A 24471-nucleotide genomic window follows, 5' to 3' on the forward strand; every position below is an offset into this window, starting at 1 on the left:
TTTATAGCAGTTTTTCTAATAATTGACATATTGATGACTGGAATATTGACGAATAGATTGTTCAAATAGCGAATCGAAATAGGTTTGGTAAAATCGCTGGCTGTGCAACGGAGTTTGTTCTGCCGGAATTACATTGATCCTAAAGTTACTTGAGTAGGTCTCTGCAGCCATGGGGGGGCGATGAAAGTGTGATTAAAATAAGCGCGATAGATTGGAGGAACATAGATGAGCGAAGTAAGCTGGTATTTAGGTTTTGGAGCTTCAGAAACCCTGTATCAAATGAATAACGATTTTCGTGCTTCGTTATCCAGCAGCAACGATAAAGTGCAACGTGAAAAACTATTTGAATTGGTCAGTCAGTTTGCAGATGAATGCCTGAACCAATATTTTGTGACCCCGGTCGATCAGGTCAAGATGAATAATATGGGACGTAAAGTGGTGAATGGTGGTGTATCTGCCATGAGAAAAACCATTAATGTGACGTTGAAGCAGGTGATAAAAAAGCTTGATGCAAATGATCGCAAGAAGCTGGCAGATCACATAAATGGATTGTTACTGCCGTTGCGCGAAAGTAAACGTTATCCGATTTATGTGGCGGTGGCGATCGACGACGAGCTACGTTATCGCCTGGGTGCCGCGGTGGAACAGGGGAAGGCCAACGGCGCCAGTACCATCTCAAAACAATACTCGGAGGCTCTGTGCGAGCTGGTGGATATTGCGCTCGATTCCTATATGCACAAACCGCTGGGGATGATGAACCTGGGTAGGGTAATGGGGAAAGTCACTTCGGTCGCTACCGACGGGGTTCGTGGCGCAGCTCAGACGGTGGTTAAGAAAGTGATTCCTTCAATGAGCGATAAAGAAATGATTGGGTTCTTCGAGTTCTCAGAATCCATTTTGTATGCTCATCCCGTACAAGCCTGATTATTGGTATTAATCCCGACTTTGGAAAGAAATAAGGGACGCTCATTTGTTAGCGTCCCTTATTCGTAAAGTGGGCTGCTTTCCAGCCCGGCATTATTGCGATTAGCTTTGCAGCATCATACCACTCAGACGAGCGGATATAATCTCCTGGGCATCCGCGACGATGCGTTTAACCAGAGTATCGCAATCCGGAATGTCGTGGATCAGTCCGACAACCATGCCAGCGGTCCAGATACCGTATTCCATGTCGCCCTTATCCAATACTTCGCGGCCTTTGACACCGGCAACCAGGGGGGCCAGGTCTTCAAAATTGGTCTCACCGGGCTTGGCTTCGATTTCAACGACTTGTTGTGCAATGCTGTTTTTGAAGACGCGGGCGGTGTTGCGCAGGGTGCGGAAGATCAGCGTAGTATCCAGTTCCGATGCGTCTACCATCTGTTTCTTGATGTTGTCGTGAACGGGGGCTTCTTTGGTGGCAAGGAACCGGGTGCCCATATTGATACCGTCTGCACCCAGGGCTAGAGCTGCTGCCAGACCTCGACCATCGCCGAACCCACCGGAAGCGAGCATGGGTATTTTCAATACATTCGCAGCGCAAGGGATCAGAAGTAAGCCAGGGATGTCGTCTTCCCCTGGATGGCCGGCACATTCAAAACCGTCGATGGAGACCATATCGCAACCGATTTTTTCTGCTTTGAGTGCATGCCTGACAGACGTGCACTTATGAATAACCTTGATGCCAGCGGCCTTAAAAGCACCCATAAACGGTTCCGGGCTGCGGCCTGCTGTTTCAATGATCTTAACTCCGCCGTCGATAGCAGCTTGTGCGTACTCATCGTAAGGCACTGGCTTGATGGTCGGCAGCAGCGTTATATTGACACCGAAGGGTTTGTCGGTCATTTCACGGCAGCGGGCAATTTCTTTCACCAGGTCTTCGGGAGTGGGCTGAGTAAGGGCGGTTAGAATTCCCAAACCGCCTGCATTGGATACGGCCGCGGCCAATTCTGCGCGTCCTACGTGCATCATGCCACCCTGGACGATCGGGTGTTCTATTCCCAGCATTTCTGTAACGGCGGTTTTTAACATAGTGGTGTCTCCGACTGACTGATTGTTCACGGACACGCACTACACCAAATTCCCGTAACCCTTGCAATGCAAAAACCGGATGCCGTTCAGTGAAGTGACCAAATTGTTTGGTAAAGACAATTTCAGGGAATATGACTTTCCATGACTGGTTGTTCCCTGTGCAGGACAAGTTGTTGGTGCACAGAGTAGATATCAATGACATTGCCTTTCAACATCTGCTCAAGGGGGGTGTATTGGCCCCCGTTCAAGGCAGTATGTCGCAGCCATTGATTGATTGCTGTGTCACTAATCTGGTTTTGTTGCAGTTGCTCATCAATATTGAGCAGGTAGGTAATCCGCTCTAGCGTATCCCTGGGGATTGCGCCGGATTTTCCGTTTTTCCAATTGGCGTAGGTGGAAGTGGCGGCTAATCCCAGCAGTGTCATTGCTTCCGTTCGTGACAGGTGCCACCGTTTTGCCAATCTGAAAAACCCTTCAAGAGCAAGCTGGGTTATTCCCTTGCGGGCGTCAACGTCCTGGTTATACATATCTTAGGATTTAATTTTTAGTCAAAGGGTAATTACTTTTTATAGCAAACCTAAGCAAAAAGGCCAGTTTTTAGCGCTGGCCTTTTTTGTTTGAGTGAATTGTATGCAAGAACATGAATCAATAACGAAGTTTACCGCCGTTAATTTCACTTAGAATTTCCGGCGTTATTTCTACGTATTCTTCACTTCCGGGTAACAGTGCATAAGTTTGCTCGCCATTGGTCTTGGAAGGGTCATATGCTTGTTCTTTCAAATGGGATTTTTGGTATTTGAAGGTTCCTGTGGTTTCCATTTGTTGCTTAATACGCAAGAACAGTGGTACGGCATAGGCAGGCAATTGTGCGGTAAGGAATTTTTGCAGGTCTTTGAAATCCAATTCCTCCAGCGGCACAGCGGGGGTAATCGATGCCATACCCGCGCGGCCATTGGTATTCGGAATCTCTACGCCATATACGACGGCTTCGGAAATTTGAGGGTAATTGGAAACGATGTTTTCAACTTCCGTTGTGGAAACGTTTTCTCCTTTCCAGCGAAAGGTGTCACCCAGACGATCCACAAATTGTGCATGGCCGAAACCGATATCGCGCAGCATATCGCCGGTATCAAACCAGCGGTCACCTTTTTCAAAAACATCGGTGAGTATGACTTTGGAGGTTTTGGTCGGGTCGGTATAGCCATCCAAAGGGGCTTTGTCACTGATTTCGGCAATCAGCAAACCTTGCCCGCCTTTTTCCGCCTTAATCATAAAGCCATCCGGGCCACGTACCGGTTCTTCTTTTTCTTTGTCGTATTCCACCAGTGCCCAGTCCATGGGAGAGAAGCCCACGGTGTTGTCAAAATTAAAGAAGTTAGTAAAGCCGATATTACCGTCAGACGCAGCATAGAGTTCCACGATGTCTTCAATGGCGAAGCGATTTTTGAATGGCATCCATACATTCGGGCGCAGCCCGTTGCCAATCATTTTTCGCACAGGGTTGTTGGCATCATCGGAACGCTCGGGTTGATCCAAAAGGTAACGACACAGTTCGCCCACATAACCGATGGCGGTAGCGTTGTATTTTCGAACATCACGCCAAAAGTTAGAGGCGCTGAATTTACGCCGGATAGCGAAGCCCGACGCGCCCGCGATGGCTGAGCCCCAGCAAACACATAAACCGGTGGCATGGTAGAGTGGCAGAGTGGAATACATTACGTCTTTTGGCGTGAGGCGCATGGCCATGACCCCAAAGCCGCCATAGGATTTCATCCATCGGCCATGCCTGAATATGCCTGCTTTTGGCAAGCCGGTAGTGCCGGACGTGTATATATAAAAGCAAGGATCCGCGATATAAATCCGGTTGGTGGTATCCGGGTTGTGCGAGGGACTGATTGCGGATTCGGTGGCCAGGTTAATATAGCCCTCCGGCGCTACGCCCGGGTCTTTTGTGGTGTCCTGATCTGCCAGAAAATAGACTTGATCTGCTCCGACGGTTAAGTCTTCGCGTACTTCATCGAAAGCATCGGTGAGTTCGCCGCCGACAATTGCTGCTTTGGGCTTGACCAGATTGAAACTGTGAATAAGTACTTTACTGGTCTGAGAAGTGTTGAGCATAGCGCAGGTAGCACCGATTTTGGCGACACCCAGCACCGTGGCCAGTAGCTCCGGCCGGTTTTCAATAAAGACACCGACAACATCGCCTTTTTTTATGCCCTGACTCATCAGGTAGTGTGCAATTCGATTGCCCCACTGGTTGAACTCGTCATAACTGAAACGCACATTCTCATAGAAGATAGCGGTCCCTCTCGGGTTGCGTTTTACCGCTTGTTCGAAAGTCCATCCAAGACCACAGGGTTGTTTGTGGTCGCTAATATTGCTGATCCTAAATCCTTTTATTATCCGGGGCAGGTTCCGCATTATCAGCGGAGCTTTTTTAAGCATCATGCCCCAGGTAATCACATCAGTCGTACTGCTTGTCATGTTACCCCCAGATGGCAATCTAATTATTATTACGTCCTAAAAAATAGTGCAAGAAAACACCCAGAGATTTCTTCTCACTGTGGATTGTTATTTCTAAGTGTCCCTGGAAAGAAAGATGTGCAACACATAATAGCTTTATTCTTATCGGGTAATGACGCTGCATCCACGGTGCGCTCTGTGTTGCCGTACGATAACCTCATGAGCTGTCCTGTTCAAGCCTTTGCCTCCGAAATGCAGATGCTTTGTCATGGTCACCTGATAAATAACTAATTATTGTTGAATTATGTTTGGTTTTGGTTAATTTCTCGCTTAATCAATAAGATAAGCTGCCTGGTTTTGAGCTGGTCGCCCGCTTGGGCGGAAACAGTTTCGACGATTCCGTCGACATCTGCTTTAAGTTGGTGCTCCATTTTCATCGCTTCAACTACCGCGACGGTATCACCTTTGCTGACGCTGTCGCCGGGTGACACTTGAACCGACATCAGGTTTCCGTCCATTGGAGACAGTATCCTGCCGTTGCCTTCTGCCTCGGATTTATGCGGCAGCTCATGGGTTGCGTTAATAAAGTGATAACTTTGTTCACCGGTATCAAAAAACAGCGAACGTTCTTGTATAAATAAAGTTCCGGAGTGGGTGTTTGTATCATGCAGGACATGGAATCGATCGCCTAATATTTTGATATTCAGATCAAAACTCATGTCATTGACGTTTACCCGTAAACATTGAGCCGATAAATAATGTACACGACAGCGAACAACTGTTTTGTTTTTATCGCGATTATTATGTCTGAGGAAAACGATGGATCCCATTCTTCCGCTCAGTCGATCTTGATGCCGGCAGGGTTGCGGGGTGTGTGAGTAAACCCAAAGCGCGACCGCGAGCGCGTGAGCAAACGAATCTGCTTCGTTGTCGGATAGGACGTTTGTTGCCAATAGCTGTGTCTGATTTCGGGCAATGAAATCAGTGGTAACCTGTCCGGATCGAAATTCCGGATGGTTAATAATATCCCGTAGAAAATATTTATTGGTTTTGGTTCCAAGCAGGCAGGTGTGGCTTAGCGCGCGATCCAGTTTTCGAATCGCCCCCTGACGGTCATTGCTGAAGGCGATTATTTTTGCCAGCATGGGATCGTAGAAGGGACTAATCTGCGTACCCTGGAGGATTCCGCTATCGACACGCACATTGTCATCATCTGGAATCTGCCACAAATGAATCGGCCCGGTTTGTGGTAAATAATCATTGCAAGGATCTTCGGCGTATAAACGGACTTCAATCGCATGCCCTTTTATTTGAATTTGATCTTGAGTTAACGGTAATGGTTCACCGGCTGCAATGCGCAATTGCCATTCTACCAGATCGATTCCGGTCACCTGTTCGGTAACCGGGTGCTCCACTTGAAGGCGGGTATTCATTTCCAGAAAAAAGAAATCTCCGCTTTGGTCTAGCAGAAACTCAACCGTTCCGGCTCCGGTGTAGTCGCAAAGGGTTGCTACTTGTATAGCCGCTTCGCCCATTGCTTTTCGTAATGTTGGGTTAACGGCAGGTGAGGGTGCTTCTTCCACTACTTTTTGGTGTCGTCGTTGCACCGAGCAATCACGTTCGCCTAACGAAATAACATTGCCCTGCTGATCGGCAAAAATCTGTATTTCAATGTGGCGGGGCTTGATAAGGGCTTTTTCCAGAATCAGCTCACCACTGCCGAACGCATTTTCTGCCTCTGAAGCGGCAGAAGACAGATGCTCGGATAACGTCGACAGATCGGTTACCAGCCGCATTCCCCGGCCACCACCACCGGCAGAGGCTTTAATCATCAATGGCGTGCCAATGCGTTTGGCTTCCCGGGTCAGGGCTGCAATGGACTGATTTTCCCCGTCGTATCCCGGCACGGTGGGCACATTGGCATTCTGTACTGCAATTTTGGATTGACGTTTTGATCCCATCAATTCGATGGCGTGAGCGGACGGTCCGATAAAAATAATCTGGTTATCCAGGCACAGCCTGGCGAAAGCGCTGTTTTCCGATAGGAAGCCGTAGCCGGGGTGGATCGCATCGGCACCGCTGCTCTTAGCCGCTGCAATGATAGACTCTGCATTGAGATAGGATTCTGCAACCGGGGCGGGGCCGATAAGCACTGATTGATCGGCCAGCTGCACGTGCAGCGCATCCTGGTCTGCCTCACTGTAAACAGCAACGGTGGAGTAACCCATCGCTGTTGCCGTTTTAATTATGCGAACAGCTATTTCGCCGCGATTCGCGATTAATATTTTTTTAAATAAAGTCATGTAATCGGGTTCCGCAAACTATTGAGCCCATTCCGGAACTCGTTTCTGAACAAATGCCATGGTGCCTTCACTGCCTTCGCTGCTTTGCACCGCTTCAGCAAACTGCTGGGCAGCCTGATCGAGGAGTGCTTCCATCTCGGCCGATCCCACTTGATGCAGTAAAGATTTGGTCACGCGGTTGGCGCCGGGTGCGCAGCGCTTGATTTTACTAAGCACCCGCGTTAGCTGTTCATCCAATTGTTGAGTGTTGTTGCACAGGTAGTGGGCGATACCTAGCTTAACGGCCTCTGTGCCATCAAAGCGTTCACCTAACAATGCGATGCGTCGAGCCTGAGTTAATCCAATGCGTTTGACCACGAACGGGGCTATCTGAGCCGGTATCACGCCTAACCCGGTTTCTGGTAGACCGAACTGGGCGCTTGCACAAGCAATGGCGACATCTGAAACGCACGCCAAACCGAAGCCTCCGCCCAATACAGCACCTTCCAGAACGGTCACGACCACTTGAGGTAGATGGTCGGTTTGAGTGATCATGCGCCCGAATGCTCGGTTAAGTTCAAAGAAAGGATTGGTGTTTTCTTCCTGTTCAGGCGAAGACTGCGTCTGTAGTGCCCGCCCGCGGGCATTGGCCATATCTTTTATATCACCGCCAGCACAGAAATGACCCTCACTGCCTTTTAATACCAGTGCGCGGATGTTCTGATTGTGTTCCAGTTCATGGAAGATCTGTGCCAGTTCTTCAACCATGGTCAGGCTCATGGCATTGCGGCAGTGTGGTCGGTTCAGCGTGACATAAAGTGCAATGTCGTGTTGTTCAACCAATAATGTCTGGTACGTCATTGCAGTGCCCTTATTTCTTGCCCGGTAAAATATCCATGGTTTTACAGATGATGCCGAGCATTATCTCGTCGGCACCACCACCGATGGAGGCGAGACGGCTGTCACGGTAGGAACGGGTAACGAGGTTGTCCCACATGAATCCCATCCCACCCCAGTATTGTAAGCAACTGTCTGTGATTTCTCGGGCCAGACGGCCAGCTTTCAGTTTGCACATGGAAGCCAGCTGCAATAATTGTTGGGGATTTCCGCCGTTGATGTACTGCTCGCAGGTGCTGTACACAAGTGCGCGCAGAGACTCCAGTTCAGTTTGAAGTTCCGCAAGACGATAATGAACGACTTGGTTGTCGATAATTTTTTGCCCAAAGGCTTCCCGTTCTTTGGTGTATTCGATAGTAGCGTTGATTACCGATTGCAAACCCCCAATGGCATTTGCTGCGCCCCACATACGTTCTTCCTGAAATTGCATCATTTGAATCATGAATCCCTGGCCCTCCGCTCCGATTAGATAGCGACGGGGTACTCGGACATTTTCGAAAAACACCTCGGCGGTATCCGACGAGCGCATGCCGAGCTTATTCAGTGGGGCGGACAGAGAAATGCCACTGGCATCGCGGGGCACCAGAATCAGCGATTTATTTTTGTGTTTGGCTTCGTCGCTAGTGTTGGCCAGAAGGCAATACCAGTCTGCCTGGGTTGAATTTGTAATCCACATTTTACTGCCATTAATAACGTAATCATCACCCTCCGGCTTGGCGCGGGTTTTTATATTGGCCACATCGGAGCCGGCTCCAGGCTCGCTTACAGCAATGGAGGCTACCATCTCACCTTGAATGGCCGGTACCAGAAATTCTTTGCAAAGTGCTTCCGTACCAAAGCGCGCAAGTGCGGGTGTTGCCATATCTGTTTGTACGCCGATGGCTAAAGGTACACCGCCGCATTCTGCTCGTCCGAACTCTTCGGCCGCAACCAGGTTATAGGAATAATCCAGCCCCATGCCGCCGTATTGAAGGGGCTTGCTGATGCCGAGTAAACCGAGGTCGCCCAGCTTTTTGAAGAGTGTGTGGGCAGGAAAGGGGGGAGCTGCTTCCCATTGTTCAATATTAGGATTAATTTCTTTTTTAACTACGCTTTGGACAGTGCGGCGTAACTCTTCGTGTTCTTGGGTAAACAACATGGTCTAGTCCTCGGTAATCGGTATTGCAGTTTTTGTTGTCTTTGTTTGAGTCGTTCGGATTGTTAGTGCAGGCCGTATTACAGTCGTGCCACACCGAAAGAGTTGCTGTGCAATGGCCGCATTATCGCTTCTTTGTGTGTGTCTAACAGAAACCCCAGCAAATTACGGGTTTGCCGCGGATCGATAATGCCGTCGTCCCATAAATGTGCGGTACCATAGAGTGCGGTGGATTGCTTTTCCAAATTGATAGTCGTCGACTGTTCTATCATGTCCAACACGTTCACATCCGGTTCCAGGCCTAAACTGCGTTGCTTTTGTTCCGTAACAATGCGCAATACTTTTCCAGCCTGAGCGCCGCCCATAACGGCGGTTTTATTATTAGGCCAGGCGAAAATAAAGTGCGGGTCTAATCCGCGTCCACACATGGCGTAGTTGCCTGCACCATAAGAACCGCCAACCACAATGGAAAACTTTGCGACACGGGTGTTCGCCACCGCTTGAATCATTTTAGAACCGTGCTTGATGATTCCATTTTGCTCTGACTCCGTTCCCACCATAAAGCCGGTTGTGTTGTGCAAGAAAAGCAAAGGCGTATTTTTCTGATCACAGAGCTGGATAAATTGCGCTGCTTTGGTTGCACCGGCGGTGGTGATGGGGCCGTTGTTACCAATGACGCCCAAGGTATGACCTTTAAGGTCAATCCAGCAACAGATGGTTTGTGTGTCGTAATCGTACTTGAAGTCCAATAGATCTGAACCATCCGCAATGCGCGCGATAATTTCGCGACAATCATAGGGTTGTTTGGGGTCAGCCGGTACCAACCCCAGTAGTTCCTCGGCATCAAAGCGTGGCTGTTTATAGGCCTTTGCATTGCGCTGCGGAAGAAACTCATTCCACGGAATTTTAGCCATTACTTCCCGTGCAATGCGGATGCCATCGGCGTCGTTCTCTGCCAGGTATTCAGCTGTGCCTGCTGTATAGGCATGTAGCTCGGCACCGCCCAGAGACTCGTCGTCAGCGATTTCACCGGTCGCCGCTTTAAGCAGCGGAGGTCCGGCTAAGAACATTTTGGTTTGTTTGCGCACAGCAATAATATAGTCAGACAGACCGGGTTGATAGGCACCGCCGGCGGTGGCATTGCCATGGACTACCGTTATCTGGGGGATTCCGGCAGCGGACAAGCGCGCTTGATTGGCGAAGCTGCGGGCACCCTCTACAAAGATTTCACCGGCGTAATTCAGGTTGGCACCGCCACTTTCGGACAGAGTAATACTCGGTAATTTATTTTGAGCGATGATCTCATGGAGGCGTAGGGATTTGTGTAGCCCGGCAGGAGAAATGGTGCCACCTTTAATCGCACTGTTATTGGCGCTGATCATGCAACGGATTCCCGCTACGTAACCGATTCCCGCAATGACCCCGCCGCCGGAGTTGCTGCCGTCTTTATCATCATGCATCTGATATCCTGCCAGGGACATCAATTCCAGGAACTCGGAGCCGGGATCTAGCAGCAATTCGATCCGTTCCCGTGGCAGAAGACGGCCGCGCTTTTCAAACTTTGGGCGGGATTTTTCTGCTTCGTCGATGGCCTTTTGCTCGATGCTCTGAAACGATTCGATTAATTCGAGTAAGTGCGCGCGATTGCGCTGAAAGCTTTCATTGTTCTTATCAATAGTGGATTCCCAGGTTGGCATGTGGCTTATTCCCCTTCGTCCAGAAACAAACCAGGCACAACTTCGCGGTGAAAGCCGTCGTAAGGTACTGATTTACTGTGTGCACGAAGTGGATAGATAGCTGTGTTGCCCTGAGACGCGGCGCCATCTACTCGAATAGTCGTTCCGCTGATGAAGGATGCGGCCGGACAAAGTAAAAAACAAATGCTGGCGCTGACCTCTGCCTCGTTTCCCAGTCGACCTAATGGCACGGCCGCCTTTAATTGTTTTATAACGGCTTTGAAGCTTTCGGGATAGGTTTCCATCCCGCTGGACGTAATCCAACCCGGAGCGACTGCATTTACCCGCACACCGGCACCCCCCCATTCGTAGGCAGCGGTTTGGGTGAAGTTGACCATGCCGGCCCGCGCTGCACCGGAATGCCCCATTCCCGGCATACCGCTCCACATGTCTGCGACGATATTGACGATGGCGCCACCGTGGGAGCACATCGATTGATTAAACACTTCACGTGCTACCAGAAAGCCTCCGGTGAGATTGGTGGCGATAACGGCATCCCAGCCTTTTTTATTAATTGCTAGTAAAGGCGCAGGAAACTGGCCGCCAGCATTGTTGACTAATCCGTGGATCGCTCCGTGTTGTTCGACTATGCTTTTGATAACCTCTTTAACGGATTCTTCGTTGCGGATATCACATGGGGCAATGGCGCAAAGGCCGCCATCTTCTTTGATTTCAGCGGCCACTTTTTGCAGTTTCTCTTCTTTACGTCCTATGATAATGACCTTTGCGCCCAGCCCGGAAAGTTCATGGGCGGTGCAACGACCGATGCCGCTGCCACCACCGGTGACAATGTGCGTTTGTCCTTCAAAGAGATCCGGCCGGAAAACCGATTTGTAGTTCATAATATTATCCTAAACAGATTCGTAGATTGTTTCACTGACGGGTATGGGACAATCCAGTAATTGCTGGGCAAAGGCCTTTCCCTGTGGATCAATGCGCAGGCTGCTCATACCACCACCGCCTAAACTGTTAAGAAGTAGAAAATTCAGAGCATTGAAACCGGGTAATTCCCAGCCAAGTACTTCTCCGGGCTGCTCATCAAAAGTATGGCTCATATAATCCGACACCGTGGATTCGGTAAGTGCCGCTTTGATGAAGGGTAGGTATTCCGGCTTGCGCGCGATCACACCGATATTGCTATGGTTGCCTTTATCGCCACTTCGGGCCCAGGCTAATTTAACCAGCGGAACCTGAAATCCCTGATCGGGTTTGGCAGCGCTTTTGCCTGAAGTCATTTCAATCGCTGGGTGCATTTCTTCTGAGAAATGGTTCTCTGGATTTACTGGCACGGCAAAAGCTGAGCCGTTTATTTCGACAGCAGGTTGAATCAAGGACTTATTAATAAGAAAAGAATAGAGGCGTATTGTAGGCGACACTTTCGGTCGGCCACCCACAATCCCGGTTATTCCCGGTGCCATTCCCGTTGCGGCTTGGGCAATTTCCCGTGAAAAAAGAACCAGTGCCTTTTTGTCGGTGTGTGCTGCAGCAATTTTCACCACCACTTCACGGTTTAGCGAGATTGCTCCGTGGCGCCCATAGGTGCTTTCTGTACCTAGAATTTCTGTGTTGACCTGAGAAAAATCAGCCATGCCTTTTTCAGAAAACATGCGCTGTACTTTCTTAATAATTGCACCACTTACACATTCTGCTTTTTTAACCGCATCCATTCCGCCAAGTAAGAAAGAGGCGGTAATACGAAAGCCGTCCGGATAGGTTGCGCTGACTTTATATTGATCCGTCGGACCTTGTCCTTTTGCGCCACTCACGTTCACCCGATGAGGCGCAATCTGTTGCAAATGCACCTGGGTAAAGTCACAAACGACATCCGGCAGGTAATAGGCGTTCGGGTTGCCGATTTCATACACCAATTGCTCAGCTACCGTTGCCGGGGACACTAGACCGCCGGTGTGGTCTGGTTTAGTCACTATGAAGCTCCCGTCCGCATGGCATTCAACAACCGGAAACCCCATGTTGTCGTAATCTTCCACCTCTTCCCAGTCGGTGAAATTACCACCGGTACATTGAGCGCCACATTCTATTATGTGACCTGCCAGGCTTCCCTGGGCCAACTTGTCGTAATCGCTCCAACTCCATCCGAATTCATGAATCAAGGGCGCCAGTACCAGTGCGCTATCCACCACCCGACCGGTGATAACAATATCCGCTCCTTGCTGCAGTGCGGTCACGATAGCGGGCGCGCCCAGATAGGCGTTCATGCTGATAACAAATGGCGGCAAGGGGTTGCCGCTGTTGATTTCTTTTATTTCCAGTTGCCTGATGTCGGGCTGCAATGGCATCAGGTCATCACCCAGGACTACGGCCACCTTCAGACTCAGACCCGCCTGCTGGATCAGCGTTTCAAGTGCCTTCGCGCAACTTGTTGGATTGATGCCTCCGGCGTTGCTAATGACTTTGGTCCCTTTGGTGGCGATGTCTTGTAGCAACGGCCCCATAACGTTGGTGACAAAATCGGTGGCAAAGCCGGCTGCGGGATCCTTCATTCGGGCACCGGCCATGATGGACATGGTGACCTCCGCCAGATAATCAGACACCAGATAATCGAGATCTGCCTGGCGCATTAATTGGAAAGCAGCACTTTCTGTATCGCCCCAAAAGGCGGAGGAGCAACCGATTTTAATTATTTTTTCAGCCATGGAGTGGGGTTCCGTGCGGATGATGGGTAGGTAGAATTATTGACTGGTTTATTATGGACGCAAACCTGCTCTACAATGGCCAAACGATACCAAGCAAGCGCTTGGTTTGTAAAGGGCTGTGAGCCGTGTTCTCCGCATTTCACTGGCAATATGCGTCAGGCTGGGTTAAAAGGCTCAACCTCGGGTCAATTTAAGTTGCCTGGCTTTGTGTGGGTAACGAGTTCAGTAAAGGTTTGTGTAAATGGCGTCTAAGGTGAAAAAACTGGCAAACGGCATGGAAGATACACCCAGAGGCAGGTTGTTAGCGGCGGCTGCGCACCTTTTCCGCACCAAGGGTTTTGAGCGCACTACGGTGAGGGATCTGGCGCAGGAAGTGGGGATACAGTCTGGCAGTATCTTTCACCACTTTAAGTCAAAGGAGGAGATCCTTCGTTGCGTGATGGAGGAAGTGATTCATTTCAATACGGGGCGTATGCGGGAAGGGTTAGATAAATCCGCGGGCCCCCGGGATAAGCTATTGGCTCTGATTCGTTCAGAATTGAATTCCATAAATGGCGAAACCGGGGAGGCCATGGCGGTGTTGATCTATGAGTGGCGCTGCCTAACACCGGAAAGCCAGGAGCATATCCTTGAATTACGGTCGCATTACGAGCAGTTGTGGTTGGATACACTTAAGGAGGCCCAGCAAGCGGGTCTGATCGCCCCCCAGAGAGACCTGTTTGTACTGCGACGCTTGATGGCGGGGGCCATAAGCTGGTCTCATTATTGGTACAAAACGGATGGGGAAATCAAGCTGGACCAGTTAGCGCATCAGGCTTTGTTTTTGGCTTTACACGAGAGCTAACATTATGTTGTACAAGACAGCCTGTTCCGGGAGCGGTTTTTTGTGGCTTATAGGATTATAGAATTTGTGGGGTTTTACCTGCTTTTTTCCTGAAATAAGCCGAATTTGTCCATTTGGTCCAAATTTATCTGTGTTTCAGTATACGTTATATACCGCTTGTTGCGTGAATACACATTACGTTTAATAAGTTTACAAATCTTTCCTCGAATCAGTTTTTGGAAAGCTGATAGTATCCGAAGGAGCACATTTTTTGTGTTCTTTAATCTTTCATGAGGGGTTATGAGCGCCGTGTCCAATTGCGGTGACTCCGGGGCAGGGGATCTCTCCATATATAAACACTACAAAAATAAATAAATAGGTGGTTGGTTATGAACACACCGGAAGAAGCATCGAATGAGACGGGATTTTCGGTTGATCGGGGAACCGATGCACGGGAAAGAATTTTAGCAGCTGCAGAAGCATTGTTCGCTATTCGGGGGTTTGAAGGGGTATCTACCACTCAGATCGCTAAGGTAGCAGGTATTACACAGCCGTTGATTCACTATCATTTCAAAAATAAAGAAGCGCTCTGGAAAGCGACAATTTCCCGCTTGTTTAGTCGATTGTCCGAAGAATTCACAGCAGAAGTCAAAGGGATGCCCAGTGGCGACAGCCGCCGCTATATGATCGAGATGGTCAGAAGCTATGTGGCGTTTGTTGCCAAGTACCCTCAATACGGGCAGTTTATACTGCGCGAGGGCGTGCAAGAGTCGCCGCGACTGGAATGGATGGTTGAGCAGTGGTTGCGGCCTTTGCTCGGACAGTTCCATGAAACCTACGAAAAAGGGGTAGAGGAAGGCTGGATTAAAGATATCCCGTTTCCCCAGTTGATTATGCTGATCACCGCATCGGCGAGCCATTTCTTTTCTTTAGCACCCTTAATGAAGTCACTCTATGGCATTGACGCGCAAAGCCCGCAGCAGGCACTCGCCCACAGTGATGCCGTGGTCGACGTCGCGTTGACTGCGATCATGCGTGAGCCCAGTCAGCAGCCGGCTGCTGTGGTGATGTAATAAGCCAGGTGTTGTTCCGTCAATGATAAAAGCCGCCTGTTGAGGCGGCTTTTTATTGGGCAAGGTTATTTGAATTGTAACAATGACAGGGGAGTTTGCATGATCGGCAATGGTCAGCCCTATGGCAGCACCGGGTATGTCATAGTAGAAGAGGGTGAGATTAACCCGACAACCTACCGGCTAGAGATAAAAAATTATTTGGTAATTCGGCCCGACGGCGACCAAGTGTCAGGTGCCTTTTCTTTATCTGCTGCCCGCGAATATATTGATGCTACAGAATTAAAACTTAGGAAAAATAATAACTTAGATTGATAATGCTGAATATAAGCGGGTTTAGGCGAAGTGGTCACTTACATGGTGGATTTATTTCAGTTTTTTTGAATTTAACGTTTGACAGATTTTCGAAAACTCGTAAAATGGCGCGCACTCTTGGGGTGGTTAGCTCAGCTGGGAGAGCATCGCCCTTACAAGGCGAGGGTCACAGGTTCGATCCCTGTACCACCCACCAAGATCCGGAGCGGTAGTTCAGTTGGTTAGAATACCGGCCTGTCACGCCGGGGGTCGCGGGTTCGAGTCCCGTCCGCTCCGCCACTTTTTCCTGACTCACCAGGGTCGTAATAGGGAAAGTGGTTCCCCCTCCCAAGAACGTTCTGACTTATCTTATATTTCGGTAATGGAATTTTCCCGAGCTGCATCGTCACCTCGACACCCCCTCTGATTCACAAGCCTGTCATCTTGCTGCTGTTTAATTCGTTTTAAGGGTCTGTGACCCTGTAACTGGACAACATAATCGTATTAGGGTTATATGGTACGGATATTGATTGTCATTCTCGTTCAATCAAAAGGATAACAGGAGCAAAAAAATATGGAACATTACCAGGATGAACTGTTGGATACATCGGAATTTGAGTTCGACGATGAAGTGGATGACGCTTTCGAGATGTAATCTCAAAGCGTCATTTTCGTTTTGAACTCAATGATTTTCGGTATTCTCCAGGTGTTTGCCCAGACCAGCGTTTAAAAGCCCGTTGAAAAGCGCCCGGGGTGGAAAAGCCCAGTAAATAAGATATCTCGCCAAAGGTTAGATCGGTATTCCTCATATAACTCATTGCTACGTCTCGGCGCATCTCGTCCACCAATAGCTGATAGGCGGAATCCTCCTCTTTTAACTTACGACGCAGCGTCCAGCTCGGCATCCCCAGTTTCAATGCGACTTCATCAATTGATGGCGTTTGTCCGTGCAGCATCGTTCCCAGCACTTTAAGTACTTTATTTCGATAGCTGTCGGCTAGCGCAATTTCATTTAATTGCCGTTCGCATTGGCGAATTAGTTTTTGGTGTAGCCCCGCATTACTTTCGAGTACCGGTGTTTGCAATGCCTCGCTAGTGAGTACAAGGGCGTTACGTTCGCAACCAAACCTGACTGGGCACGAAAACGCTTCCCTATAGGCATCAACATAGGAAGGTGTATCAAACTCTATCTGAATATGCTCGACCAGATCGCTGCGTCCGGTGAGCAGATAAATCAGTTTTACCCACGCGGTAAGCACCCCGTCGACCACAAAGCAGGTGTACGCGTTATAGGGGGCAATGGAATAAAAGCTTAAAACCGGTTTGGGCTCGTCAGAAAGCAGAGCACTGGTACCGCGATAACATTGACTGTTCAAGTGCTCGAATTGCGTCAGAACGGTCAGGGCCTGTTGCAGGGTGGCCGAGGTCATTGCTGCTAGCCCGACATACCCCGATCCGCTCAGTGTGCTATGGTGGCCCATAAGCAAGCCGATTTCCTGGCGCCCGGTCTGGCGGATTGCGCCACGACCTAAACGCATTAAAAACGTCAGGTCGACGCGGTTGTCATCATCTTCCAGTTCATTCGGGTCGAGCTCAGCATCAGCAAGTAGCTGGTCGATGTCGCTCCCCAATGAGTGCGCAAGCTTTAGCAACTGGTTGATATACAAGGCGGTAGTGGTTCCGATTTTCATTGATACCTTCAATTATCAGGAAATCGCGTAGTGGGTAGCGGGTCATTGGCTGGCATTATATAGGGAACTGGGTCCCCTGTGTTGGGTGTGGGTATGATTGTTATTTGAGCAGGCTGTCACAGAACCCATGCAATCTCAGTCACTATAGCCATGAATGTTGTGGACTAAAATGGTTAACTAGTGACTAGGCTAATAGTAGGTTGGGTGTAAATTGAGAGAGAGGGTGACTTTGGATACGGTGTTGGAGCCCTGCCATGCTTGATTCGGTATATTCGAACGAGGCAGTGATTTTTTTTGAAGAGGGTGTCGTTTCCAAGGAAATGACCTATTCAGAATTCGAAGCCATTTTGGACGGTGTGGTTGGTCTGGACGATTTTGCCGGCGAGACCATGGATGCTGTGTTTGTCATAATCAACGGCCAACTCAAGATTACCGGCGCTGTGTTTTTTACCGTGAGTTTCGATCGCCAGGGCTTTGCGGACCGATCCTGGAATCTACCGTTGCGGCACCTGGTTGAGACCGGTGGCAGTGGTCCTGATCTGGGCGCAGGTCCGATCCGGTTATCCTGCAAATCTCAATGTTCCGTTTCCTGGCATGCCGAATCGCTGTGGGATCCGGTGATGTCCCCCAGATCCAACTCATTCGTACGTTTGCGTGACGCAATTGCCGACAATCGTTTGTGTCTGGCGGTGAGCAAAGCGGTGTCTGCGCCGGTTCAGCGGCCAGCCGATCCGCGTTCGACTCCAGACTGGGGTGTTGAATCGCCCGCTCAGGCCCCGCAATCACCGTCGCCGGACGACGATGCGATATTCAACTCCGGCTGGTCCGGCAACGATCAAGGCCTCAGTGCGCAACAACTCGCGGTGTTGGAAACAGAACACAGGAATAAAATGGCGGCGTTGATCAAGCAGCAGCGTCTTCAGCTTCAAGCCTTGAAGAATGAGGCCCAGGAAAGGCTGCAGAGCAATCGCTTGGTACAGGAAAAAGAAATTCAGGTTGCGCGAATCGAAGTTGAGCGCTTGCGCAGCGAGCAGGGGTCACTGCATTCGCAGAACCTGGCTCTGCGGGAGCAAAATGAAGCGCAGCGCAAACAAGTTGAGGCATTGACAAAGGCGCGTGAACTGGAATTGCAAACGGCGGAGAAAGCCGGCAAAGCTGAATTAGATGCGCTGCGTAAGCAATATAACGAGCAAATGAAGCAAAAGCTTCAGGAAGAAACCGCCAAATTGAAGGAAGACATTGAGCTGCGCAATATGGAGTTGATGTATCGGCACGATGTCGCTAAACAATTGCGAGAGGAATTAACGCAGTTGCGAAAAGATAAAATCCGTCTGGTGCATGAGGGCGGGGATAAATTTCTGGAGCGGCTGGAAGACTTAGGCATTAGTTTCATCGCTTTCCATCCCGGGGCAGGGCATGTCTCTATTGCATTGAAGGACATGCCATCCTACATGGAAAATCCCATTGCTTATGCTGCCAACAAGTGTTTGGTGTCGGAAGAGCATTATCGAATGTGGTTAAGCCATTACCATAAGCCGGAGTGTCAGGCACCATTAAGTCATGATAAAGTCTGCGGCTGCCGGATAGCGCGCATCGACGTGCCGAGTCAGTTTGTAACTGGTAATTCTGATCGTTGCGAAAAACATAAACCCCGCAGTTTTGGTGATAATGTAGTGAATTTGCACGCGTAATGGTGCGGCTTTACTAGTCCTGCTTTTTTCCTGAGTTTTTATGTGTTCTGCTGAAATGACGTTTCAGAGTCTAATTCATCAATACGAAGATCAGTTAGCCCAGTCGCCTGTGTTAGCGCAGTCCGGTCTTTTGAAACCGCTGATCGTTGAACCGCTGAAAATTAAACAGTTGAGTTTTAGGAGGGTGCAGCTCAGTGTCCTGCGAGCGGATTTATTGCATCCGAAGATCAGTGGTAACAAATGGTTCAAATTAAAATACAACTTACTTACGGCATTGAATTCACAAGACAGGACGGTGGTGTCGTTTGGCGGTGCATGGTCCAACCATCTGCACGCGCTGGCGTATGCAGGCCGACTGCTGGGTTTGAACACGACCGGCATCGTTCGCGGGGAGGAGTTAAGCCCCGACAGCAATGCCATGCTGAAAGAAATTCAGCAGCAGGGAATGCAGCTAAACTTTATTAGCCGGGCAGACTATCGCAATCAATGCCGCGTGCGAGGCCCGCTGTCTTGCTCATCAGATGCGCTCGCGCCAACGTGTTCCGGCTATATTCCCGAAGGAGGGGATAATGTCTATGGTATGCTGGGGGCATCCACCATGCTCGATGCAGATCAACTGAATGCCCTTGCGATTTCCCATGTGGTAACCGGTGTCGGTACAGGCTGTACTTTTGCCGGTTTGCGTTTATCGGCGCCAGGGCATATTACGCTACTCGGCATATCTGCACTAAAAGGAAGTTGGGTCGAGGATTCAATGAGCAACCGTTTGCAGGCCCACCCGAACTGGTTTAACAAGTCTCAATTACAAAATTGGCAGATAAATAGCGATTATCATCGGGGTGGATTTGGTCGGGTGGATGAAAGCCTATTGAGTTTTATAACAGAATTTGAGGACAATACAGGTCTGCAGCTCGACCCGCTTTATACCGGTAAAGCGATGATGGCATTGTTGGATTTGGTCAATCATGGGGCGATACCGCCCGGCAGTCATGTGCTTTTCGTCCACAGTGGCGGTTTGCAAGGTAAGCGCGGGTTCGAACCAATAAATGAGTACGGTGTGCCCAATGGCACCCTGAATTTCACCAAGTGAGTTATGGCATGCAAGAAAAAGATTCGTTTCGACACATCGGCTTAATCGGCCGTCCTGGTAGCAATGCTCTGGTGGAAGAAACCGTACTGTCATTGATTGCTTTCTTTGATAGTAGAAATATCAGCGTCATTCTTGATGAAGAAACCTCTACCTACATCAAGTCGGAAGAACATCAGCGGGCTAACCGTAAAATTCTGGGCGAAACCTGTGATCTGGTGATCGTTGTGGGGGGTGACGGTTGTTTGCTCGGCGCGGCGCGGGATTTGGCACGCTACAAAGTCCCGTTGCTGGGTGTGAATAGAGGACGTCTCGGCTTTCTCACCGATATTCATCCTTCAGAAATCGAAGCTCGGGTCAGCGAAGTGTTGGCGGGGGAATACAGCTTGGAACACCGCTTTCTCCTGGAAACCGAACTCAAACGGGATGGTCGTATGATGGGGGCGAGTTCAGCTCTGAATGATGTTGTTTTTCACTCCGGCAGCTCCGTGAAAATGCTGGAGTTTGAACTGTTTGTTGACGGCGATTTTGTTTATCGGCAGCGATCCGACGGGCTCATTGTGTCCACGCCCACCGGCTCCACGGCCTATGCCTTGTCAGGTGGAGGACCGATTATGCATCCGCGTCTTGATGCCATTGTTTTGGTGCCGATGTTTCCGCACACGTTAAGTAGCCGTCCTATCGTGATTGACGGTAATAGTGAAATTAAAATCTTTGTTTCAGAATCCAATGATTTTAACCCTTTGATCAGCTGTGACGGGCAAGGTGGGCAAGTAGCCGAACCGGGCGACTGGATTTATGTGCGTAAGCGCGCCCATCCGTTAAAACTGCTGCATCCCAAGCCTCACAGTTTTTATGAGGCCTGTCGTTCCAAGCTAGGTTGGAGTGAAATACTCTGATGATGCTCGAACCTTCAGTGGAAGGCTATGACATTATCGGGGATGTGCATGGCTGCGCACCTTCGCTGATTGAATTATTGCAAAAGCTAGGATACACCCTGCATGATGGCGTCTGGCACAACCCGGGGCGCAAAGCGGTCTTTGTCGGTGATATTCTGGATCGCGGCCCTAATATCCGTGATGCCATGCAACTGGTTATAAATATGGTCAATGCGGGCCAGGCGCATCTGGTGCTGGGCAATCACGAATACAACGCGATCGCTTATTCCACCCTCAGTTTTGATCATGTTGACGCTCGATTGCGCCGTCATTACCGGCGTTTGGGATTCCATTTACGGCAAACACTGAAGGACTACCGCTACCATTTGCAGGAATGGAAAGACGTAATAGGCTGGCTGCGCCAGCGTCCGCTATTCCTTGAGTTTGACCATTTCAGGGTTGTGCATGCATGCTGGGATCAAGCCCGCATTGATCAGGCATCCGATATTTACCAGAGTTGCGTGTTGTTGGATGACGATTTTTTAGCGCAAAGCTTATTGCCTGCCACTGAGCCCAACCGCATCATTGAGCGGTTGCTTAAAGGGACTGATATGGCACTTCCGGACGGTCAGACCATGCTGGGCTCTGATGGCGTACGCCGCAGTCGGTTTCGGACTAAATTCTGGAGTCCATCGCCCAAAACGTTGGGTGATGTGATTTTTCAGCCAGACCAGTTACCCCATGATCTGATGTCAACACCCCTGAGCGACCGGGATAGAGCGCGTTTATTCAAGTACGGCCCGTCTGAAAAGCCGTTATTTGTGGGGCATTATTGGTGCAAGGGAACCCCCGCGGTGATCCGGGATAATCTGGCCTGTCTGGATTATAGCGCCGTTAAAAACGGGCTATTGGTTGCCTACAGAATGGGCACACAGGCCAGATTAAACAACCAGGATTTTATTTCAGTTGAAAGTAACCCAGGCTGAACGCGGTTTCTGACTAAATTGTTTAACTGCCCGCAAAAATATCTCCTACACTTAATGGCAGTACCAAAAATAATATCTTTAGCACAAGGCCTGCCACATGCAGTTGAAGGGGAAAACGTCTTCTTTAATTCTTTGGGTGTTGTTAACCACCGCAAGCGTATCGATTAGCGCCTGGATGCATAATCTGGGCACGCATACTCCCACCGATCATGAAACCAGCGTTATCGAGCGTAACCTTGTTTTGGTGGTGGGCGATATGCAGCAACAATTGAAATGGCTGGCGCAACAGCCCGAATTGAAACTGGAAAGCCTGCCCAGTCCGGTGGATGTCCGCCTGGTGTTTGATCGCCAGGACCTGTTGACCTATCAAACTACTTTGGAAGACAAGGATGATGAGGACAGCCTGCTTACCAGCATGATTAATTTTTTGAAAGTGCCTCGCCAGGCAGAAGTGGGGATTACCTATTGGCGCGATCGGGTGATTTTAATGGCGGTGCATCAAAAAGGCGATGTGCAATCCGTGACAGCTGTATTCCTGAGCCGGTGGTTGTTACGGTTGTCAGAATCTCTGGACTACCAATTGAAACTCTCCGCGACCAAGGCGGATACACCGGCTTTTGGCCGCAATACGGCGGTGTTGGCGTTGCCGGCAATGGTGGGCAAACCGGTCTATATCAGTGCCCGTGCAAGTAATCCGGTGCAGCCGTTACCCTATCTGTGGTGGCTGTCGATTCTATTGAGTGCCGGGGTGTGCGGTGCCATTGTCTGGTTCTTTTATTACCGGCCAATCTGGTTGCGTTTGAACAAGATTTTGCGCCAGTCACGGCGCATTATGCAGTCAGGGGATTTTAAAGGTCGTCTCGACTCCCAGGGTAAAGACGAAATTGCAGATGTTGCAGTGCAGATCAATGCGATTTTGAGTTCGCTGGAATACTGCTACAGTTTAATGGCCAAAACCAACCTGATCACGACAGAGCTGATGCACAAGGTGGATTCACAAGCCGGTGTGATGCCGGTAGCCCCCCTGATCACTGAAGAAAACGAACTCAAATCCTCGTTGGATGTAGTTTCACGCTTGAGTGAAGCAATGGAAACCGGGGCTTTGGAGACTTTTGTGCAACCGGTATTTGCCCAGGATCGGGTCACCATCACCAGTTATGAGGCATTACCCCGCTGGCTGGATTCCAGTTTGGGGTTGGTTGCCCCCACCGAGTTTATCTCGCTGTGTGAAAAAGCCGGTTTGATGGATGTGCTAACGGACATCATGGTGTCAAATGCGCTCAATGCGTTGCGGGAACTGCGCAATAAATCCCGCTGCGATATTTCCATATCCGTTAATCTCAGCTCGGCGCAGTTTTTTTCGCCGGCGCTATTCGAGTGCCTTAGCCGAATCAGCGAGGAAGACCGCAAATTGTTGCCTCACCTTGAGTTCGAAGTGAAGGAACTTACGATCACGCACGATTTCGATCAGTGTGTGATTTTGATAGAAAAACTCAAGGTGATGGGCATCAAGTTTTGCATCGATGATTACGGGCTTAGCCGTTATTCCCTGATGTACCTGCAGCGCATACCGGTGGACGCGATCAAGTTGTCAGCGGCGTTTACCGAACGATTAACATGGGAAAGCCGGGAGTCTGCTTTTATTGACGGCATTGCGCGCTTTGCTTCTGGGCTGGGGTTGCGGGTTATAGTCAAGAATATTGAGAATGAAGCCCAGCTGGATAATCTCTCGAAAAGCCTGCCTATTGAATATCAAGGGGTTAGTCTGGCTCCACCCACACCCCTGGAACTGGCATTAGCGGGTACGTGAGGGCAGTGCTGACGCCCTGCGTCAAAGGCCGATGCGATATGCTACAATCCCGCACAATTATGGCCTGATACAGAAAATGAGCACAGTATGGACTTTGACGCGCTGATTGAATCAATCACCCCAGAAACCTATGACAATCTGAAACGGGCTCTTGAGCTGGGAAAGTGGGCCGATGGCACACGCCTGAAGCCGGAGCAACGAGAGCATGTGATGCAGGCCATCATCGCTTATGGAGAACGCCATTTGCCGGAGCAGGATAGGGTGGGATTTATTGATCGCGGCACAAAAGATGACGGCGAGCTGTGCGATGATGATTTGCAGCACAAACCGGTGAAGTTTTTGCAGTAAGCTTCCCTTCAATGCGCCTTCGCGCAAGGCTTTACCAGCGGAATTTATCCCAGTTTTGTGGGTTGGCCCAGAATTTGGGGTTGAGCCAATCCGGAACCGGTTTGTAGGTCTTCAGATCGAAGTAATAGTATTGCGTTTCGCCACTTTCAGTTTCAGTGACCGCGTAATGGGTAAAGGCCAAAGCCAACATGTCTTGCTCATTCAGTGCGGCATTGCCACCCATTTCAACCAGAACCCGGCTGGACAAGATATCCCGGCATTTTGCTACCAGTTGCATGAGTTTCTCCTTTTCATCTTGAAGACAATTCTGCCCGATAAATATCAGGTCGGCTCGGTCTGTGTAGCCGCTGTCCAGCAGCTCATCGGTGGTTATTGGCTGTACTGCAGCCGGTGGCGTGAAATCGGGGCGTGTGTGGACGTAGACAAGAAGAGTGGAAGCGGGTTGTTCACGTTCAATCGTGGCCAGAAGGGGGGCGGGAACCATAAATAATACTCGGTTGAGAATTTGATAGGGCTAATACATACTGCACTTCTCAACATTATTCAGCATGTATCGCTGTGGTTCAACTTGCCGCTGTCTCTGTTTTAGGGATGCGCTCAGCCTATCGTTGGTCTA

General features: G+C 49.7%; 21 protein-coding genes and 2 tRNA genes. 12 read left to right on the forward strand and 11 right to left on the reverse strand.

Translation table 11 applies throughout. The annotated features are described in order from the left end of the window. The first annotated feature begins 225 nt into the window (after positions 1 to 225). Complete coding sequence (locus FT643_RS19870) at positions 226 to 924, forward strand: hypothetical protein (protein ID WP_156873168.1); 699 nt, start codon at positions 226 to 228, stop codon at positions 922 to 924. 102 nt (positions 925 to 1026) lie between these two features. Here the strand turns inward: FT643_RS19870 and FT643_RS19875 are convergent, their stop codons facing one another. The 9 genes from FT643_RS19875 to FT643_RS19915 form a co-directional block, all read right to left on the reverse strand. After that, positions 1027 to 2010 carry an NAD(P)H-dependent flavin oxidoreductase gene (locus tag FT643_RS19875; RefSeq protein WP_156873169.1) on the reverse strand — a complete coding sequence of 328 codons (984 nt, stop codon included), beginning with the start codon at positions 2008 to 2010 and terminating at the stop codon, positions 1027 to 1029. A 122-nt stretch (positions 2011 to 2132) separates the two neighbouring features. Then, a complete protein-coding gene (locus FT643_RS19880) occupies positions 2133 to 2537 on the reverse strand; it encodes an antitoxin Xre-like helix-turn-helix domain-containing protein (RefSeq protein WP_317622087.1) in 405 nt (134 codons plus the stop codon). A gap of 118 nt (positions 2538 to 2655) precedes the next feature. Then, entirely contained in the window at positions 2656 to 4494 is a 1839-nt protein-coding gene (locus FT643_RS19885; protein ID WP_156873171.1) for a long-chain-acyl-CoA synthetase, read from the reverse strand. A gap of 281 nt (positions 4495 to 4775) precedes the next feature. Then, on the reverse strand, positions 4776 to 6776 hold the full coding sequence (locus FT643_RS19890) for an acetyl/propionyl/methylcrotonyl-CoA carboxylase subunit alpha (protein WP_156873172.1): 2001 nt from the start codon (positions 6774 to 6776) through the stop codon (positions 4776 to 4778). A gap of 18 nt (positions 6777 to 6794) precedes the next feature. Beyond that, the gene (locus FT643_RS19895) at positions 6795 to 7616 is read right to left on the reverse strand and encodes an enoyl-CoA hydratase/isomerase family protein (protein ID WP_156873173.1); all 822 of its coding nucleotides are present in this window, start codon (positions 7614 to 7616) and stop codon (positions 6795 to 6797) included. Positions 7617 to 7626: 10 nt separating this feature from the next. Continuing rightward, positions 7627 to 8790, reverse strand: a complete 1164-nt coding sequence (locus FT643_RS19900) for an acyl-CoA dehydrogenase family protein (protein ID WP_156873174.1) — start codon at positions 8788 to 8790, stop codon at positions 7627 to 7629. Positions 8791 to 8867: 77 nt separating this feature from the next. Continuing rightward, complete coding sequence (locus FT643_RS19905; RefSeq protein ID WP_156873175.1) at positions 8868 to 10484, reverse strand: acyl-CoA carboxylase subunit beta; 1617 nt, start codon at positions 10482 to 10484, stop codon at positions 8868 to 8870. Between the two features lie 5 nt (positions 10485 to 10489). Continuing rightward, complete coding sequence (locus FT643_RS19910; RefSeq protein WP_156873176.1) at positions 10490 to 11365, reverse strand: SDR family oxidoreductase; 876 nt, start codon at positions 11363 to 11365, stop codon at positions 10490 to 10492. A 9-nt stretch (positions 11366 to 11374) separates the two neighbouring features. Next, positions 11375 to 13177, reverse strand: a complete 1803-nt coding sequence (locus FT643_RS19915) for an acyclic terpene utilization AtuA family protein (RefSeq protein WP_156873177.1) — start codon at positions 13175 to 13177, stop codon at positions 11375 to 11377. A gap of 241 nt (positions 13178 to 13418) precedes the next feature. Here FT643_RS19915 and FT643_RS19920 point away from each other — a divergent pair, with 241 nt between their 5' ends. The 5 genes from FT643_RS19920 (at position 13419) to FT643_RS19940 (ending at position 15664) form a co-directional block, all read left to right on the forward strand. Beyond that, positions 13419 to 14021, forward strand: a complete 603-nt coding sequence (locus FT643_RS19920; protein ID WP_156873178.1) for a TetR/AcrR family transcriptional regulator — start codon at positions 13419 to 13421, stop codon at positions 14019 to 14021. A gap of 368 nt (positions 14022 to 14389) precedes the next feature. Continuing rightward, positions 14390 to 15073, forward strand: a complete 684-nt coding sequence (locus FT643_RS19925; protein WP_156873179.1) for a TetR/AcrR family transcriptional regulator — start codon at positions 14390 to 14392, stop codon at positions 15071 to 15073. A gap of 99 nt (positions 15074 to 15172) precedes the next feature. Continuing rightward, positions 15173 to 15385, forward strand: coding sequence for a hypothetical protein (locus tag FT643_RS19930; protein WP_156873180.1), 213 nt, complete (start codon positions 15173 to 15175; stop codon positions 15383 to 15385). Between the two features lie 120 nt (positions 15386 to 15505). After that, a tRNA-Val gene (locus FT643_RS19935) sits at positions 15506 to 15581 on the forward strand. 6 nt (positions 15582 to 15587) lie between these two features. Beyond that, positions 15588 to 15664 (forward strand) — tRNA-Asp (locus FT643_RS19940). Between the two features lie 365 nt (positions 15665 to 16029). Here the strand turns inward: FT643_RS19940 and FT643_RS19945 are convergent. Then, positions 16030 to 17055, reverse strand: a complete 1026-nt coding sequence (locus FT643_RS19945) for an AraC family transcriptional regulator (protein ID WP_156873181.1) — start codon at positions 17053 to 17055, stop codon at positions 16030 to 16032. Positions 17056 to 17309: 254 nt separating this feature from the next. Here FT643_RS19945 and FT643_RS19950 point away from each other — a divergent pair, with 254 nt between their 5' ends. From FT643_RS19950 to FT643_RS19975, 6 genes are all read left to right on the forward strand, one after another. Further along, positions 17310 to 18746 carry a hypothetical protein gene (locus FT643_RS19950; protein WP_156873182.1) on the forward strand — a complete coding sequence of 479 codons (1437 nt, stop codon included), beginning with the start codon at positions 17310 to 17312 and terminating at the stop codon, positions 18744 to 18746. A gap of 40 nt (positions 18747 to 18786) precedes the next feature. Further along, on the forward strand, positions 18787 to 19836 hold the full coding sequence (locus FT643_RS19955; RefSeq protein WP_156873183.1) for a 1-aminocyclopropane-1-carboxylate deaminase/D-cysteine desulfhydrase: 1050 nt from the start codon (positions 18787 to 18789) through the stop codon (positions 19834 to 19836). 8 nt (positions 19837 to 19844) lie between these two features. Next, a complete protein-coding gene (locus FT643_RS19960; RefSeq protein WP_156873184.1) occupies positions 19845 to 20732 on the forward strand; it encodes an NAD(+) kinase in 888 nt (295 codons plus the stop codon). Beyond that, positions 20732 to 21697, forward strand: a complete 966-nt coding sequence (locus FT643_RS19965) for a metallophosphoesterase (protein WP_156873185.1) — start codon at positions 20732 to 20734, stop codon at positions 21695 to 21697. The genes FT643_RS19960 and FT643_RS19965 overlap by 1 nt, the downstream gene beginning before the upstream one ends. A 97-nt stretch (positions 21698 to 21794) precedes the next feature. Continuing rightward, positions 21795 to 23507, forward strand: coding sequence for an EAL domain-containing protein (locus FT643_RS19970; RefSeq protein ID WP_156873186.1), 1713 nt, complete (start codon positions 21795 to 21797; stop codon positions 23505 to 23507). Positions 23508 to 23594: 87 nt separating this feature from the next. Next, complete coding sequence (locus tag FT643_RS19975; RefSeq protein ID WP_156873187.1) at positions 23595 to 23855, forward strand: YeaC family protein; 261 nt, start codon at positions 23595 to 23597, stop codon at positions 23853 to 23855. 31 nt (positions 23856 to 23886) lie between these two features. Here the strand turns inward: FT643_RS19975 and FT643_RS19980 are convergent, their stop codons facing one another. Then, the gene (locus FT643_RS19980; RefSeq protein WP_156873188.1) at positions 23887 to 24339 is read right to left on the reverse strand and encodes a DUF6231 family protein; all 453 of its coding nucleotides are present in this window, start codon (positions 24337 to 24339) and stop codon (positions 23887 to 23889) included. Positions 24340 to 24471 lie beyond the last annotated feature (132 nt).

This window comes from Ketobacter sp. MCCC 1A13808, from assembly GCF_009746715.1.
Classification (GTDB): domain Bacteria; phylum Pseudomonadota; class Gammaproteobacteria; order Pseudomonadales; family Ketobacteraceae; genus Ketobacter.

What these genes read in the sequence shown, in the direction of transcription:
- FT643_RS19870 (WP_156873168.1), top strand. Translation starts at nt 226, where the DNA reads ATGAGCGAAGTAAGCTGGTATTTAGGTTTTGGAGCTTCAGAAACCCTG.
- FT643_RS19875 (WP_156873169.1), bottom strand. Translation starts at nt 2,010, where the DNA reads ATGTTAAAAACCGCCGTTACAGAAATGCTGGGAATAGAACACCCGATC.
- FT643_RS19880 (WP_317622087.1), bottom strand. Translation starts at nt 2,537, where the DNA reads ATGTATAACCAGGACGTTGACGCCCGCAAGGGAATAACCCAGCTTGCT.
- FT643_RS19885 (WP_156873171.1), bottom strand. Translation starts at nt 4,494, where the DNA reads ATGACAAGCAGTACGACTGATGTGATTACCTGGGGCATGATGCTTAAA.
- FT643_RS19890 (WP_156873172.1), bottom strand. Translation starts at nt 6,776, where the DNA reads ATGACTTTATTTAAAAAAATATTAATCGCGAATCGCGGCGAAATAGCT.
- FT643_RS19895 (WP_156873173.1), bottom strand. Translation starts at nt 7,616, where the DNA reads ATGACGTACCAGACATTATTGGTTGAACAACACGACATTGCACTTTAT.
- FT643_RS19900 (WP_156873174.1), bottom strand. Translation starts at nt 8,790, where the DNA reads ATGTTGTTTACCCAAGAACACGAAGAGTTACGCCGCACTGTCCAAAGC.
- FT643_RS19905 (WP_156873175.1), bottom strand. Translation starts at nt 10,484, where the DNA reads ATGCCAACCTGGGAATCCACTATTGATAAGAACAATGAAAGCTTTCAG.
- FT643_RS19910 (WP_156873176.1), bottom strand. Translation starts at nt 11,365, where the DNA reads ATGAACTACAAATCGGTTTTCCGGCCGGATCTCTTTGAAGGACAAACG.
- FT643_RS19915 (WP_156873177.1), bottom strand. Translation starts at nt 13,177, where the DNA reads ATGGCTGAAAAAATAATTAAAATCGGTTGCTCCTCCGCCTTTTGGGGC.
- FT643_RS19920 (WP_156873178.1), top strand. Translation starts at nt 13,419, where the DNA reads ATGGCGTCTAAGGTGAAAAAACTGGCAAACGGCATGGAAGATACACCC.
- FT643_RS19925 (WP_156873179.1), top strand. Translation starts at nt 14,390, where the DNA reads ATGAACACACCGGAAGAAGCATCGAATGAGACGGGATTTTCGGTTGAT.
- FT643_RS19930 (WP_156873180.1), top strand. Translation starts at nt 15,173, where the DNA reads ATGATCGGCAATGGTCAGCCCTATGGCAGCACCGGGTATGTCATAGTA.
- FT643_RS19945 (WP_156873181.1), bottom strand. Translation starts at nt 17,055, where the DNA reads ATGAAAATCGGAACCACTACCGCCTTGTATATCAACCAGTTGCTAAAG.
- FT643_RS19950 (WP_156873182.1), top strand. Translation starts at nt 17,310, where the DNA reads ATGCTTGATTCGGTATATTCGAACGAGGCAGTGATTTTTTTTGAAGAG.
- FT643_RS19955 (WP_156873183.1), top strand. Translation starts at nt 18,787, where the DNA reads ATGTGTTCTGCTGAAATGACGTTTCAGAGTCTAATTCATCAATACGAA.
- FT643_RS19960 (WP_156873184.1), top strand. Translation starts at nt 19,845, where the DNA reads ATGCAAGAAAAAGATTCGTTTCGACACATCGGCTTAATCGGCCGTCCT.
- FT643_RS19965 (WP_156873185.1), top strand. Translation starts at nt 20,732, where the DNA reads ATGATGCTCGAACCTTCAGTGGAAGGCTATGACATTATCGGGGATGTG.
- FT643_RS19970 (WP_156873186.1), top strand. Translation starts at nt 21,795, where the DNA reads ATGCAGTTGAAGGGGAAAACGTCTTCTTTAATTCTTTGGGTGTTGTTA.
- FT643_RS19975 (WP_156873187.1), top strand. Translation starts at nt 23,595, where the DNA reads ATGGACTTTGACGCGCTGATTGAATCAATCACCCCAGAAACCTATGAC.
- FT643_RS19980 (WP_156873188.1), bottom strand. Translation starts at nt 24,339, where the DNA reads ATGGTTCCCGCCCCCCTTCTGGCCACGATTGAACGTGAACAACCCGCT.